Origin of the sequence: Leptospira kmetyi serovar Malaysia str. Bejo-Iso9, from assembly GCF_000243735.2 — a bacterium.
Lineage (GTDB): Bacteria > Spirochaetota > Leptospiria > Leptospirales > Leptospiraceae > Leptospira > Leptospira kmetyi.
Genome location: NZ_AHMP02000003.1, coordinates 2,184,033 through 2,198,537, shown reverse-complemented (window position 1 = coordinate 2,198,537; position 14,505 = coordinate 2,184,033). Strand labels below are relative to the sequence as shown.

Sequence of the window (14,505 nt, the reverse complement as noted above, 5' to 3'; positions counted from 1 at the left end):
TGCTTGCAAAAGGAAAGAAGTTTCCAGCAAGTTGGAGGCAGAACTCATTTTTATGAATCTCAACCGTATCGCAAAACAAGTATCTCTAAGCGTCACCGTCGTGGTGTGGCTCGTGCTTGTGGTGGTCGTCTGGCCACCGGGACCCCGCTTTACGCTGTAGAGATTTACTTCAGGCGCAATCCTAAGAAAAGCCTCCTCCGGTGTAAAGCCGGGGGAGGCTTTTTTATTTTAAGGCGGTCGTTTGGAATGAGATCGGAATCAAAAAGTTCGGAAGGAAACGAGATATGGATTTAAACGGAGCTGAATTGATCATTCGATTTTTGGAATATGCCGGCGTCGAAGTTGTGGCCGGAATTCCCGGAGGCGCCAGTCTTCCCATCTACGACGCGTTACACGGAAGTAAGATCCGTCATATTCTCGCGAGACACGAACAAGGCGCGGGTTTTATCGCGGGAGGAATGGCGAGAGCGAGCGGCAAACCCGCGGTTTGTATCGCGTCTTCCGGTCCCGGAGTTACGAACTTAATTACGGCGGTTGCCGACGCGAAGATGGATTCGATTCCGCTCATCGCGATCACAGGTCAGGTTCCCGTTTCCCTAATCGGAACCGATGCGTTCCAAGAGATAGACACTTTGAGTCTGTCGATTCCCATCACAAAAAGAAGTTATCTCGTAAAAAACGCGGAGGATTTGATTACGATTCTTCCCCAAGCGTGGAAAACCTCGATCGAAGGACGGCCCGGTCCCGTTTGGATCGACGTTCCCAAGGATGTCGCTTTGGCAAGAATAGAATGGGACGAGCAAAAAGAAAAAGAATATTGGAATATTCAAAAAACTGAATTTATTTTGAGGATCGAAAAAAGTTGGAAGGCCGATTTCGCGAGAATGTTGTCCGAAGCGAAACGACCCGTTTTTTACATCGGAGGCGGTCTCAATCGTCCCTTGTCCGCGGAGCTATTCGGAGTTCTTCAGGAACGATTGAACTTTCCCGTGGTTTCCACGCTGATGGGACTGGGAATCTGCAAAGACGATCATCCCGGCTTTTTGGGAATGCTCGGAATGCACGGTTCCAGAGCCACGAATCTGGCTTTGGAAGAGGCCGATCTTTTGATCGCGCTCGGAGTTCGTTTCGACGATCGCGCCACCGGCAAATTGAACGAATTCTGTCCGAACGCAAAGATCGTTCACGTGGACATAGACGCGACCGAAATCGGTAAATTAAAAAATCCTAATTTATATTTGAAACACGAGATCGAGGATTTTATCAGACAGATTCTGGAAGAGGAGTATTCTTCCGTACATGCGGCAAAGGAAGAATGGTTGGATCGCGTTCAAACGCTGAAGACGTTATACGCGTTTCCGATGCCCGAAGAAAAAGATTCCTTACATCCTTTTAAGATTCTGAAGGAAGTGGGGGAAATTTTAAAGGATAAGGCGATCGTAACCACGGACGTAGGTCAACATCAGATGTGGGCCGCTCAATATTATCCGTTTCAAAAACAGGGATCCTTGCTGACCTCGGGCGGACTCGGAACGATGGGCTTTGGTCTTCCCACCGCGATCGGAGCGGCTCTTGTTTCTCCCGGAAAAAGAATCGTTTGTATTTCGGGAGACGGTTCGATTCTGATGAACGTTCAGGAACTCGACACGTTACGCGAACTCGATCTGGACGTTACGATTCTTCTGGTGAACAACGGACATTTGGGTTTGGTAAGACAACAACAGGAATTGTTTTTCTCGTCCCGATTCTCCGCGTCCCGATTTTTGATGCCGACCAACTTCTTGAAGATCGCATCCTCTTTCGGAATTCCTTCGTTCTCTTTAAACGGAGAATTTTCCCCGTCCGAAGTTTTGGAGGAGGCTTTGAACCGCAAAGGACCTTCCTTCGTGATGTTGCAGGTCGCGCCCGAGCTGCACGTTCTTCCCATGGTTCCTCCCGGAAAACCGAATCGAGAAATGATCCATTAAAATATTAGAATATTAAAACATAGAATAGGAGTTTATATGACGCTTCAGGAAAACAAAAAGGAAAAGAATTATACTTATAATATCGCGTCCGAAGAAGGCGCGGGAGCGATCCTGCGTTTGATCGGGATTTTATCGCGCAAGTCGATCGATTGGAAGGATTGGCGCCTCTGGCGCAACATAGAGAACAAAACCCAGGATATTCTTATCGTCATTCAAACCGGGGAACCGGAAAAAATACTGAACCTGTTCCGGAGTATTCCGGAAATCATAGGGGTCCACTATGTCGAATCGGATTTCGAATCTGAAACAATACCTAAATTCTCTGCCGGAAAAACCGGAGAGCAACCCGTTTCCGTTATGTGAAGAGGAGATCGAAAACTTTCTATTTCGCTTAACAAAAAAGTATTCCGGATGTTTTCTTTTGGAAAGTCATCCGGGATATCCGGATAACTACCGTTATTCGATCTTAGGTTTTGAACCTTCCTTTCGTTTTCGGGGTTATCCCGGAAAGCTGGTCCTCGACGGAGAAACCGTTCCCGTTTCCAATCCGTACAAAACGCTTCGTGAGATATTTCCCGCAAAACGGGATTCTAAAAAATACCGGGGCGGTCTTGTGGGTTATCTCGGTTACGATTCTTCGGTTCTTTTCGAACCGGTAACCGATCTGCGACAACGCGAAGGTTATCCTCTCTTTTCTTTCGGTTTGTATCTCGACGGGATCGTGATCGATCATCTCACGGGCTCCGCGGAATACTTTTACTATGCCCAAAATCGAATCGAGGAGCTGACCCTCTTGTTGCAATCGAAGGAAGAGATTCCTCGCGATACGAAGGTGCGATCCTTGGGATTCTCCAAAACAAAAGAAGAATATTTGAATATGTTCGATCGAACGCGCGAGGAGATTCTTTCAGGAAACACGTTTCAGTGTCAGATCGGTTTCGAGGAAAAGTTCGAGATCGAGGGAAGTCTCGTTCCGATTTACGGAAATTTAAAAAAGGGAAACCCTTCCCCTTATCTTTTCTTTTACAAGGACGAAGAAATCGAAATGTTCGGTTCGAGTCCCGAGCTTTTGTTTTCTCATAAGGATAGAATCGCGGAAACGTATCCGCTTGCCGGAACGTATCCGAGAGGCGCGAGTCCCGAAGAAGACAAGGTTCTGACCGGAAAATTGTTAAGCGACCAAAAGGAAATCGCCGAACATTCGATGCTGATCGATCTCCATCGAAACGATCTAAGCCGCGTCTGCGAAAGAGGAACGGTAAGACTCAGAAAAGAATTCGAAATTCTGAAGTTCGCGCACGTCCAACACATCACCAGCGAGGTTTTCGGAATTTTAAAGACGAACGAGGATTCTTTCGGAGGTCTCGAATCCGTGTTTCCCGCCGGAACGTTGACTGGCGCGCCGAAGGTGGAATCCGTAAAACTGATCCGCAAAACGGAGGGGGACGATCGCGGGCCTTACGGAGGGGTTCTCGGATATTTCTCATTGGACGGAAGTTCCCAATTCTGCATATTAATCCGAAGTCTTTACAGATCGGGGACGAAGGCGTATTCGAGGGCGGCCTCGGGGATCGTTCTGGACTCAGAGAAAGAATTAGAATATCAAGAAATTCTAAATAAGCTCAAGGCAGTAAAAAAATCCTTGGAGGAGTTCGTAAGATGAAACGATGTATAGTGATAGACCATTACGATTCCTTTACGTTCAATCTCGTACATCTTCTGGAGGAAACTCTGGAGAATTCCTCCGGGCTTTTCGAGCTGATCGTTTTTAGGCAGGACGAGGTCGGGTTGAACGAGATTCTTTCCCGAAACCCGACGCACGTTCTTCTTTCCCCGGGTCCGGGACATCCGGACGATCCCGAATATTTCGGCGTTTCCGAATCGATTCTTAGATTAAGAAATCCTTATATTAAGATTTTCGGAGTTTGTCTCGGAATGCAGGGAATCGTAACTTCCTTCGGCGGACGTTTGCAAAGATCCAAGGTCCCGTATCACGGTAAAACTTCCGCTATCACGCACGATCGTCTCGGAATTTTTTCGGAGATTCCCGATCGAATCCGAGTGATGCGTTATCATTCTTTGGAAGGTGTGGAAAATTCTCTGCCGGATTGTTTGGAAGCGACCGCCAAGGTTCAAACAAACGGAGAGAACCCGGTTCTTATGGGAGTCAGACACAAAACGCTTCCCATCGAAGGAGTTCAGTTTCATCCGGAATCCTTCGCGACGGAGTGCGGTAAAAAGATGATCGAGAATTTTTTGATGTAGTAAAACGTTTACCGCTTCGAAGATTTCTTTTTGGAAAGATAGTGATTGATTAAATCGGCGATCTGTTCTTTGCGAAACGGTTTGCTGATATATTCGTCCATGCCGGACGCGATACAATTCTCCCGATCCGTCGGACTCGCGTTAGCCGTCATCGCGATGATGTAGGGTCGAAGGGATTGGTTCGTATGTTGGGTGAGAATTTTCGCGGTGTCGATTCCGCTCAACTCCGGCATCTGTATATCCAAAAACAAAACGTCCGTTTCGTTCGTTTCGATATGATGCAACGCTTCGATCCCGTTGGATACGACGATCGGTTTATATCCGAGTTTTTCGAGAATTCTTCGGATCAACATCTGATTGATCTCGTTGTCTTCGGCGACTAAAATTTGCAAATCCTCTACCGGGTTTCCGTTCGTCGTAAAGTTCAGCTTCTTAGGTTCCAAACTGAGTTCGGGTTTTTCGGCGAGCGGAAGTTTTCCCGAAATTTCGAACACGCTTCCCTTGTTGATCACGCTTTGTGCGGTCAGTTTTAGATTCATCATCTCCGCGAGACTTTTGCTGATCGCAAGACCGAGTCCGGTTCCTCCGTATTTTCTGGAGACGGAAGTGTCCGCTTGCGTATAAGCCTGAAAGAGTTCGTTGAGTTTTAATTCCGGAATTCCGATTCCAGTGTCCCGAACTCGAATGCTGATATCGTGGTGCTCCGAGTCCGTTTCAAACTCGAGTTCGATGTGAACGCTTCCCTTTTCGGTGAACTTAAACGCGTTCGAGATCAGATTAACGAGAATTTGTTTGAATCGGTGCGGATCGGTGGAGACGATCAGGGATTCCGGAATTTCTCCCTTGAGTTTGAATTCTATCTTTTTGCGTTTGGCGTCCGCTTCGAAAAGGAAGAATACGTCCTTCAGAAGATCGATCAGGTTGAAGGAGATAATTTCGATCGTCATGTGAGCGGATTCTAATTTAGAAAAATCTAATATGTCGTTTAACAAACTGAGAAGAAGGCTTCCGCTTCTTCGGATCGTGTCCACGTATTCCCTTTGTTCGTTTTGAAGATCCGTTTCAGACAAAAGACCCGCGACTCCCAAGATGCCGTGGACCGGCGTTCGGATCTCGTGACTCATATTCGCGAAAAACTGACTTTTCGAATTTTGAAGTTCCTCTTCCTTCTTGCGGATGACGATCAGCTCCCGATTTTTTTTGATCAGTTCGAAATTCGAGATGATCTGATTCGAAAGAACCTTAAGGATCACCCTTTGTTTCTGATCGAGGCGCTTCGGAGCCTGATCGATGACGCATAACGTTCCTATGTTGTATCCGTCCGGAGTTTTTAAGGGGGTTCCGGCGTAAAAACGTATGAAAGGCGGACCCAATACGTTCGGATTGTTTTTGAATCTCGGATCTTCGTGCGCGTCCTCGATTTCAAAAATCTCGTCCTGCATGATCGCGTATTGACAGAAGGAATCGCTTCTCGGAGTTTCTGCGTCGTCCAATCCCACTTTGGATTTGAACCACTGACGGTTCACGTCGATCAAAGAAATCAGAGCGATGGAGCTATCGCAGATATAGGCCGCGATCTGAGTGAGGGAATCGAATTTTTCCTCGGGGGCCGTGTCTAAAATTTGGTAAGATTTTAATGCGACGAGCCTTTCCTTTTCGTTGGCGGGAACGGGTAACGATTGTTTATCTGCGGCTTCCACGGAATCACGGACCGAGAACATTCTTCTCAAAAAATAAATTTAGGCAAGATTAATTTGAGAATCTAAATCCGTATGATCTGAAAATGTTTTGGAGAACCGCATCCGTTTCGATATAAACAATTCTGCAACTGTCTCATTTCCTTGCAGATTCTTCCGCGAATCCCCGCGTCGAACGCCCATTCTCCGAAATGATACGGAAATTTAAGTTTAGAATGGTTCGTGAACGTTATTTTCGTTCCCTTGTCCGAATTTTGAAACGTATAGATGTCCCTCTGATCCAAAAAAGAATTCTGAGTTTCCATGATCATTCTGGAATTCGGAATCCATTCTTTCGCGAAATAATTCGCCTTGAGTTTGAAAGGCCCGAAAGAATAAAGTAATTCGAATGTGGGCAGATGATTTCCGTTGTTCGTTGTGATCGGAGAAACGCTACAAATGCCTTCTCCCCAAAAAACAAAGTTTCTAAAATCGGCCACAAATCGAAATGCATCGTCTAAAGAATATGAAACTAAAAAAGTTACAGTAGTGGTTATCATGGTCGCGACCGTTATATCGATTCGAAAAAAGAATCTGCACCATGACCAGAGAGCGAGAGGAGCGCTTGATTTATGAATCTTAGAAAACTTAAAACGATCAGACCTTCGCTGAGAGCGATCGAAGGAGGAGGTTTTCCGGTACGCAGACCGTTCCCCGTTCAAGATTTGATTCAGCTCGATCCGTTCTTGTTATTAGACGAGATGGGACCCGTAGAATACAAACCCGGAAAAGCGATCGGAGCGCCGGATCACCCGCATCGGGGGTTCGAAACGGTCACTTATTTATTGACTGGTGAAATGGAACACCGCGATTCTTGGGGAAATTACGGAAAATTAAAATCCGGCGACGTTCAATGGATGACCGCGGGTTCGGGTTTGGTGCATTCCGAAATGCCTTCGAAAGAATTTCAAAACAACGGCGGTTGGATGCACGGCTTTCAACTTTGGGTCAATCTTCCTTCTTCTCAAAAGATGAGCAACCCACGTTATCAAGACACTCCTTCGGAAAGAATTCCCGAAGTGGAAACTCCGGACGGAAAAGGGAAGGTTCGAGTGATCGCGGGTGAAGTGTACGGAACCAAGGCCGTGATCGAAACTAAGATTCCGATTTTATACTATCACTTTCATTTATCGCCGGGCGCGGACGTTACGATTCCCGTTCCCGATTCTTATAACGTGTTCGCGTTTCCTTTTTCGGGTGACGGAATTTTACACACCGACCAAGGAACCCAAGCCGTAAAAGAAGGCGATATGGTTTGGTTCGAAAGAAGCGCCGGAGACGTTCGATTCTCATTGCCGGAAGACGCGAAGAACGCTTGGGAATTTCTTCTGATCGGAGGACAACCCGTGGAAGAACCCGTGGCGCGATACGGGCCATTCGTGATGAACACTCAGGAAGAAATCTATCAGGCTTTCACCGATTTTCAGGCCGGAAAGATGGGGGAAATCCGTTCCTAATCGGGGCGGATTTCTTTTTATCGAATTCGTTAAACCGAATCGATTCGGTTTAAGACGCCGGCCGGCGAATCTTTTTTAGGGAATTTAAACCCATTCTCCCCTTGCAAAAGTTTTCGAAAGGGATATGATGAGTTTGCAAACCTAAAAATCTGGAGGTGAGCTATGGATCGTTTGAACCATTGGCTACAAGAACATCGGGATTGGTTGGTCGATTTCCTGCGAATTTATCTCGGAGGAGTTTTAATCTATAAAGGTCTGGAGTTCCTATACGATACGGATGCGTTGATTCGTATGATGGAGATGAACAACGCGCCTATGGCGTCCACGTTACTCGCTCATTATATCGTGATCGCTCACATCTGCGGAGGAATTCTTCTTTTATCCGGATTGTTGACCCGTTTCGCCGCGCTTCTTCAGGTTCCCGTTTTGATCGGAGCGGTGTTGTTCATCCACGGTAAGGAAGGATTTATGGCGCCGGGATCGAACCTGCCTTATGCCGCGATGATTCTTTTACTGCTTTTCCATTTTTCCTTATACGGATCGGGAAGAATTTCGGCGGATTATTATATCGAAACTCATAAGAGCATATAAGATTCGAGATCGAGTAAAAGTCGCGGCTTAACGATCTAAAAACGGAAACGCCGCAAGTTCTTAACGACGGATCGAAGAATTTCTTCGGTCCGTTTTCGTTTATAAATCCCTTATTTACAGAGTGCAAAATCGGAAGCCGTATTTTGTATGGAACGAGATGTATTTTCACGCAACTTCGGGAAAGAATTTTTCGTTATGAGTTCCAAAGCGGAAACAAAAACAAGAATCGCGGTGATCGGAGGGGGAGCCGCCGGATTTTTCGGCGCGATTCAAATCGCATCCGAAGGAAACTGTTCCGTTACCCTTTTGGAAAAAGGAAAACAATTTCTTTCCAAGGTAAAGGTTTCGGGCGGAGGAAGATGCAACGTTACGCACCATTGCCTCGATCCCGAAACGTTGAGTAAGAATTATCCGAGAGGGGAAAGGGAATTGCGCTGGGCCTTCGAGACCTTCGGGCCCAAGGATACGATCCGTTGGTACGAGGAACGGGGAGTTCTTTTGAAAACCGAAGCGGACGGAAGAATGTTTCCGATCACCGATTCATCCGAAACGATTCTGCAGGCCTTGTTTCAGGAAGCGAAAAAGGTCGGAGTCAAACTCAGAACGGAAACGGAGATCCATTCGGTGACGCCGATGCCGGATTCCACCTTTCAAATCCGGCTCAAAACCGGAGAAATATTAGAATATCATAAAATACTTTTTGCGACCGGTTCCGGTAGAAAGGCTTGGACTTGGTTGCAGGCGATGGGTCATACGATTCTCGATCCCGTTCCTTCCTTGTTTACGTTTAAGATCGAAGATCCCCGCTTTGAAAACTTGTCCGGTCTCGCCTTTGAACAAACGGAATGTTCTCTCGTCGAATTCGGATATTCCCAAATCGGTCCTTTGCTCATCACACATTGGGGAGCGAGCGGACCCGCGATTCTAAAACTTTCCGCAAAAGGAGCCAGGGAACTTTTCGATAAGGAATACGATACGATCCTAAAGGTGAATCTCGTTCTCGGAATGAAAAAGGACGAGGTCCGAAAAAAGATCGAAAAGGAAAAGGAGCTACATCCTTCCAAAGCGATTTCGAACACGCCGGTTCTCGGAATTCCCAGAAGATATTGGGAGAGAATATTAGAAATTCATGGTATTGATTCTTCCAAAAAATGGTCCGGTTTGTCCTCGAAAGATTTACACGCGATCACGGAAGAACTCACGGACGCCCGGTTCAAAATTTCGGGAAAGGGAGAATTTAAGGACGAGTTCGTCACCTGCGGAGGGGTCAGCCGCAAAGAAGTGAACTTTAAAACCATGGAAAGTAAAGTCGTTCCGGGAATTTATTTCGCGGGAGAAGTTTTGGACGTGGACGGAGTGACCGGAGGTTTTAACTTTCAAAACGCATGGACCACGTCCTACATAGCCGCGCGTGGAATTCTGAGTTCGGTTTAAAACGGCCAGGGTTTCGGAAAGGAAGAATAACCCAAAAGATTCCCGTCCGGGTCCTTAAAGTATTTCGTATATTCCGTTTCTTGAATCCATTGCGGAAGAATTTTCGCGCTCTCCGAAGTCAAAGACGACGCGTCCAAAATCAAGGCCTTGGGACCTTTTGCGATTCCGTCCGTTTCCAGCATAAGAATCGATTCTCCCGTTTGAAACCAAACCGAACGTAGGGAACCGTCCTCGTTTCGATTCTCTTTCAACTTTTGAAAACCGGGAAGCGTTTCGTAAAATCCGCTCAAAGAACTTACGTTCGGAGATCCGATCGCGATATGATGAATCATTAGGCCACCAGATCGTTGTAGTTCGGATGTCGGTTTAAAAAAGTCACCACATACGAACAACTCGGAATGATCTTTTTGTTAAGCGAACGCGCCTTGTCCAAAGCGGTGCGGACCAGATCCGCGGCGAGCCCTTTCCCTCTCAGCTCCGAAGGAACATACGTCGAAAGAAGATTCCAAACATCGCCTTCTTCCCTATAGTAAAGATGGGATTCGTGACCGTCGAGAACCGCGTAGAATTTGGATTCCTGTTCCGAGTGAACGACTTCTGTATTCATTCTTCAATTCTAAGATCCGAAAGGATTTAATCAAGACGAAAGGAAGAATTTTGACTTTCAATTTCCGGGAAATAAAAAATTCTAAGCCGTTAAAAACTTCGATAGGACTGTAAATGAGCTTAGATACGACTTCGAAAAAGAAAGAAATCATATACGATTACGATTATATCGTCGTTGGCTCCGGTTTTGGGGGAAGCGTATCCGCGCTTCGACTTTCACAAAAAGGTTATAAAGTCGCCGTGCTGGAATCCGGTAAACGCTGGAATAGTTCCGAATTTCCGAAAACGAATTGGAATTTGCGTAAGTTTCTCTGGTTCCCGAAACTTTTCTGTTTCGGAATTCAAAGAATCAACTTTCTAAACGACGTGATGGTGTTGAGCGGCGCGGGCGTCGGAGGCGGAAGTCTCGTTTACGCGAACACGTTGTATGTTCCACCCGAGCCGTTTTGGAAAAAAACGCTCGTTCAGAAGATGGGAGGTAAGAAGGGAATTCTTCCTTATTACGAACTTGCAAAAAGAATGTTGGGCGTAGTGGAGAATCCTCGCACCTGGGAATCCGATCGATATATGAAGGAGACCGCAAAGACATTCGGAATCGAGAATTCGTTTAACAAAACTCCGGTCGGGGTTCATTTCGGAAAAAGCGGAATCGATCCTTTCTTCGGAGGAGAAGGTCCCGAAAGAAATTCGTGCAACGACTGCGGCGGTTGTATGGTCGGTTGCAGATACAACGCGAAGAATACATTGGATAAGAATTATCTATACTTTGCCGAAAAAGCGGGCGCGACCGTTCTGCCCGAAACGAAAGTTTCGAAGTTGATTCCGATGGGTGAAGACGGTTCCGATGGTTACGAGATTCATACGGAAACTACAACTTCGTTTTTCGGATCACCGCGAAGAATTTATAGAACGAAGTCCGTTGTTCTTTCTGCGGGAGTTCTCGGAACCTTGGGGCTTTTGTTAAAGATGAAGGAAGAGGGAATTCTCCCCAAACTTTCGAAACGATTGGGCGAGGTCGTTCGAACCAACAGCGAATCCTTGATCGGAGTAACGTTAAAAGATAAGAAGGCCGATCTTTCTCACGGAGTTGCGATCACTTCCAGCGTCTTCCCGGACGAACATACTCATATCGAACCCGTTCGTTATTCAGACGGAGCCGACGCGATGAACGGCTTGGCCGCGGGGGTTCTTGTGGACGGAGGAGGAAGTATTCCGAGACAACTTCGATTTTTGATCGAAGTTTTAAAACATCCGGTTCATAGCATCGGTTTGATGAATCCGATCGGTTTTGCGAGAAGGACGATCATTCTTCTCGTGATGCAAACCGTGGACAACAGCATAGAGATCGTTCGTAAAAGAAGATGGATCTGGCCTTTCAAAAGAACGCTTTCCTCCACGCAGAAAAACGGAGAAAAAATTCCGACTTATATCCCGATCGCGAACGAGTTCGCTCGTAGGCTCGCGAAAATCACGAACGGCGTTGCGAGAAGCAGTATCAACGAAGCTCTGCTCGATATTCCGGCGACCGCTCATATATTAGGAGGATGTAATATTGGAGAAACCCCGGACGAGGGAGTGATCGATCTTCAAAACAGGGTATTCGGTTATCAAAATCTGACGATCTGCGACGGTTCTATGATTCCCGCCAACCTGGGGGTGAATCCGAGTCTGACGATCACCGCGCTTTCGGAACGAGCGATGTCTTTTGTTCCTCCCAAAGAAAAGGAAATCCATAGTTTTAAATTCGAGAAGAAGTGGGGAGTGACGGGTCTTTTCGGAAAACTCAAAGGCTCGGTCGTCAAACCGGCTTCGAAGAAAACTTCCCTAAAAGCGAAGGCGAAGAAAAAAAGATAATCAGTATATTCTAAAATACGAATGTTTCCGGAAAACCGTGGATTGTCGCTCCACGGATTTCCGGAAGAATCTCTGATTAATCGAGTTTTTCTTCGATCAAAGAATCCACGGAAGCCTTTCCCGCACCTTTGATAAAAAGAACGACCGAAATTGCGATCAAGAGAATGTGATATTCGTAACCTTCTCCCTTCTGAGTTCCCGCCCAGTTCATGAAAAAACCGTTTTCCAAGTGGCCGACAAAAATCGCTCCGAGCATGATGATCCCGATTCCGAAAGCGGATAATCTTGTGAACAATCCGAGGATCAATCCGATTGCGCCGAAAAATTCTCCGATGATTACAAGGAATGCGATCGGTGTAGGAATTCCCACTCCGGTCAAATATCCCATGGTTCCCGTGAAACCGTAACCGCCGAACCAACCGAGAAGTTTTTGTGCACCGTGTGGGAACATTACGACTCCCGCAACTACTCTGAGAATGAGGGATCCGAGATCCGAATCCGTTTTAAAAAATTTTTGAAGCATTTGTTTCCTCCTAAATGATTCCGGTAATGTATTTATCATTCGACAATCTTTAATGCTAAATGATTTGAATTTAAAGTATTTGGGAATGAACTCCAAACGATTGGGTATTTTGTAGATTTCATGAAAGTGCGGGAACTCCTCGGTGCAAATCCAGGGCCGATTCAGGTTTCGACGATAAATAGTTTATATTTAAAGTATAAAGACGAAAAAGAAATCTCATAAAGTCTTCAACCCGATCTCCTTACAATAATCACCGAGATCTAAAAGTTGATTCTCCGACAACGGATCGAACTTATCGACTAAAGAATTGAGAATGTCGGGAAACGCCTCCTGCACGATCGCGCTTCCTTCCGGCGTTAAGTGAATGATGATATAACGACGATCCTCTTCACTCCGCACCCGTTGCACGAGTTTTCGTTTTTCGAGGTTATCGATGATTTGGGTAATGTTTCCTTCGCAGGAAAAGATCTTTTGACCGATTTCCTTTTGGCACATCGGACCCAAGTGGTGAAGCGTTTCCAAACATCCGAATTGGCCCGTGGTTAGGCCGTATTTTGAGAAAACCTTTTCTTCCAACTGACGGATCGAGTCGGAACAACGGCTTAGTTTGATAAATGCGTTCAAGACCGCCGTTTCTCTACTGTTTCCTTTGTAGTGGGTTCCCATAATACTTCAAACTTGAACTATTATTTCTTAGACGAGGATTTTGGGTCAACGAGTTTTTTTATTTCAAGATTGTTCCTGGGAAGAGTTCCCGCACCTTGGAAATCGTGTCAGAGCATCCTTTCAGCGGGTTTTTGGTCTACGATCTCAAACAAAACCCCGAAGATTTTCAAGTGGAGGAGATTCTTTCCTCCGATTTCCTTCGAAAAACAGGAAAATGGATGGTCTTCCGACTTCGAAAATCGGGTTGGAATACACTCGATGCCCTTTTGAGAATTTCCAAAGAATCCAAGGTTTCTCAAAACGAAATCGGATACGCAGGGAAAAAGGACCGGCACGCGACCACGGTTCAATTCCTCAGCTGTCAAAAACCTTTGAAGGTTCCGCGGGAACTCTCCCAAGTTTTACACTTGGAGCCCGCAGGTTTTTCCGACAAACCGCTCACCCCGGAAGCAAACGAAGGAAATCGATTTGTTCTCATTCTCAGGAATCTTGTCGATAAGGAACTCAAAGCCCTTCAAACCAATTTCGAAAAAGTCCGTGAAACCGGTTTTATCAACTACTACGATTCGCAGAGGTTCAGTCGATTTCATACGGAGTTCCGACTTCCCGTTTTTCCGTTCCTAAAAGGCGACGCGGAAACCTGTCTTAAGCTTCTTTTGACCGATCCGTATCCGGGAGAAAAAAAACAAGCCCGCGATCGAAAGAAAAATCTACAAGCCGCTTGGGGAAATTGGTCCCAATGCGAAAAACTTTCGGGAAGTAAACTGGAGAATCGAATCTTCTCGACATTCAAAAGGGCAGGGGTTCCGACATCAAAAACATACTTCGATATGATCCAACAATTTCCCGAAGAAGAATTGTTGATGTTGTTGTCTTCGATGCAATCCCTCGTTTGGAACGAATTCGTATCCGAACTTTTGATTTCGTCGGAAGAAATTTCCGGAGTGTGGATCAAAACCACGACGGGCCCTTTGTTTTTTCCGAGCCAATCTTCGGTAAAATCCTTGTCCCTTACTCGCAACCTTTCCGTTCCCGGAAGTCCGGGCATTCAAAAGTTAGAATATTCTAAAAATGAAATGGACGCGTTAAAATCCGTATTGAGCTCCAATGGTCTAAAAGAATCGGATTTCGACCGATCTCCGTTTCCGAAAGTTAAAATGAATTCTTTCGAGAGAAATATAAACGTCGTCCCCGAAAATTTAGAGATGGAAAATTTCGAAGAAGACGATCGAAATCCCGGAAGAAAAAAAGTAAAAATTTCCTTTCGATTTCCTTCCGGTTGTTATGCAACCATGCTCGTCAAACGTTTGACTCTCCGAGCCGATATATAACGAGACGTTTTGTTCGGAGGCCGGAGCCTCCGAAATCAGGGGAGAATTTCCGATCTGGAATATGCAGAAATTCTA

The 14,505-nt window shown here is 46.0% G+C and carries 15 protein-coding genes; 9 read left to right on the top strand and 6 right to left on the bottom strand.

Annotation, left to right across the window (positions count from 1 at the left end; all coding sequences use genetic code 11):
• The first annotated feature begins 284 nt into the window (after positions 1-284).
• From ilvB to LEP1GSC052_RS12595, 4 genes are read left to right on the top strand one after another with little or no spacing between them, the layout of a single operon-like run.
• On the top strand, positions 285-1,967 hold the full coding sequence (gene ilvB / locus LEP1GSC052_RS12610; protein ID WP_010573876.1) for a biosynthetic-type acetolactate synthase large subunit: 1,683 nt from the start codon (positions 285-287) through the stop codon (positions 1,965-1,967).
• 36 nt (positions 1,968-2,003) lie between these two features.
• On the top strand, positions 2,004-2,330 hold the full coding sequence (locus tag LEP1GSC052_RS12605; protein WP_010573877.1) for a hypothetical protein: 327 nt from the start codon (positions 2,004-2,006) through the stop codon (positions 2,328-2,330).
• Positions 2,248-3,630: an anthranilate synthase component I family protein gene (locus LEP1GSC052_RS12600; RefSeq protein ID WP_040913007.1), complete on the top strand. Its 1,383-nt coding sequence runs from the start codon at positions 2,248-2,250 to the stop codon at positions 3,628-3,630. The genes LEP1GSC052_RS12605 and LEP1GSC052_RS12600 overlap by 83 nt, the downstream gene beginning before the upstream one ends.
• Positions 3,627-4,232 (top strand): anthranilate synthase component II, encoded by a 606-nt coding sequence (locus LEP1GSC052_RS12595; RefSeq protein ID WP_010573879.1) that lies wholly within the window; start codon positions 3,627-3,629, stop codon positions 4,230-4,232. Before LEP1GSC052_RS12600 ends, LEP1GSC052_RS12595 begins: the two co-directional genes overlap by 4 nt.
• Positions 4,233-4,240: 8 nt before the next feature.
• Here the strand turns inward: LEP1GSC052_RS12595 and LEP1GSC052_RS12590 are convergent, their stop codons facing one another.
• Positions 4,241-5,953: a GAF domain-containing hybrid sensor histidine kinase/response regulator gene (locus tag LEP1GSC052_RS12590; RefSeq protein WP_010573880.1), complete on the bottom strand. Its 1,713-nt coding sequence runs from the start codon at positions 5,951-5,953 to the stop codon at positions 4,241-4,243.
• A 41-nt stretch (positions 5,954-5,994) separates the two neighbouring features.
• Positions 5,995-6,468, bottom strand: coding sequence for an LIC13081 family protein (locus LEP1GSC052_RS12585; protein ID WP_040913005.1), 474 nt, complete (start codon positions 6,466-6,468; stop codon positions 5,995-5,997).
• 72 nt (positions 6,469-6,540) lie between these two features.
• Here LEP1GSC052_RS12585 and LEP1GSC052_RS12580 point away from each other — a divergent pair, with 72 nt between their 5' ends.
• The 3 genes from LEP1GSC052_RS12580 (at position 6,541) to LEP1GSC052_RS12570 (ending at position 9,450) form a co-directional block, all read left to right on the top strand.
• The gene (locus tag LEP1GSC052_RS12580) at positions 6,541-7,425 is read left to right on the top strand and encodes a pirin family protein (protein ID WP_010573882.1); all 885 of its coding nucleotides are present in this window, start codon (positions 6,541-6,543) and stop codon (positions 7,423-7,425) included.
• 162 nt (positions 7,426-7,587) lie between these two features.
• On the top strand, positions 7,588-8,016 hold the full coding sequence (locus tag LEP1GSC052_RS12575) for a DoxX family protein (RefSeq protein ID WP_010573883.1): 429 nt from the start codon (positions 7,588-7,590) through the stop codon (positions 8,014-8,016).
• A 195-nt stretch (positions 8,017-8,211) separates the two neighbouring features.
• Positions 8,212-9,450, top strand: a complete 1,239-nt coding sequence (locus LEP1GSC052_RS12570) for a BaiN/RdsA family NAD(P)/FAD-dependent oxidoreductase (RefSeq protein WP_040913537.1) — start codon at positions 8,212-8,214, stop codon at positions 9,448-9,450.
• On the opposite strand, the gene LEP1GSC052_RS12565 is transcribed toward LEP1GSC052_RS12570, so the two are convergent.
• The gene (locus LEP1GSC052_RS12565) at positions 9,447-9,782 is read right to left on the bottom strand and encodes a VOC family protein (protein WP_010573885.1); all 336 of its coding nucleotides are present in this window, start codon (positions 9,780-9,782) and stop codon (positions 9,447-9,449) included. The genes LEP1GSC052_RS12570 and LEP1GSC052_RS12565 overlap by 4 nt on opposite strands.
• The gene (locus LEP1GSC052_RS12560; protein WP_010573886.1) at positions 9,782-10,057 is read right to left on the bottom strand and encodes a GNAT family N-acetyltransferase; all 276 of its coding nucleotides are present in this window, start codon (positions 10,055-10,057) and stop codon (positions 9,782-9,784) included. The genes LEP1GSC052_RS12565 and LEP1GSC052_RS12560 overlap by 1 nt, the downstream gene beginning before the upstream one ends.
• Positions 10,058-10,170: 113 nt before the next feature.
• On the opposite strand from LEP1GSC052_RS12560, the gene LEP1GSC052_RS12555 reads away from it, so the two are divergent.
• Positions 10,171-11,910, top strand: coding sequence for a GMC oxidoreductase (locus LEP1GSC052_RS12555; RefSeq protein ID WP_010573887.1), 1,740 nt, complete (start codon positions 10,171-10,173; stop codon positions 11,908-11,910).
• Positions 11,911-11,986: 76 nt separating this feature from the next.
• On the opposite strand, the gene LEP1GSC052_RS12550 is transcribed toward LEP1GSC052_RS12555, so the two are convergent.
• Together LEP1GSC052_RS12550 and LEP1GSC052_RS12545 are read right to left on the bottom strand one after the other, a co-directional pair.
• Entirely contained in the window at positions 11,987-12,433 is a 447-nt protein-coding gene (locus tag LEP1GSC052_RS12550; protein ID WP_010573888.1) for a DoxX family protein, read from the bottom strand.
• A gap of 216 nt (positions 12,434-12,649) precedes the next feature.
• Positions 12,650-13,099 (bottom strand): MarR family winged helix-turn-helix transcriptional regulator, encoded by a 450-nt coding sequence (locus LEP1GSC052_RS12545; protein WP_010573889.1) that lies wholly within the window; start codon positions 13,097-13,099, stop codon positions 12,650-12,652.
• Positions 13,100-13,203: 104 nt separating this feature from the next.
• Between LEP1GSC052_RS12545 and truD the strand changes: the two genes are divergently transcribed.
• Entirely contained in the window at positions 13,204-14,430 is a 1,227-nt protein-coding gene (gene truD / locus LEP1GSC052_RS12540) for a tRNA pseudouridine(13) synthase TruD (RefSeq protein ID WP_040913536.1), read from the top strand.
• Positions 14,431-14,505 lie beyond the last annotated feature (75 nt).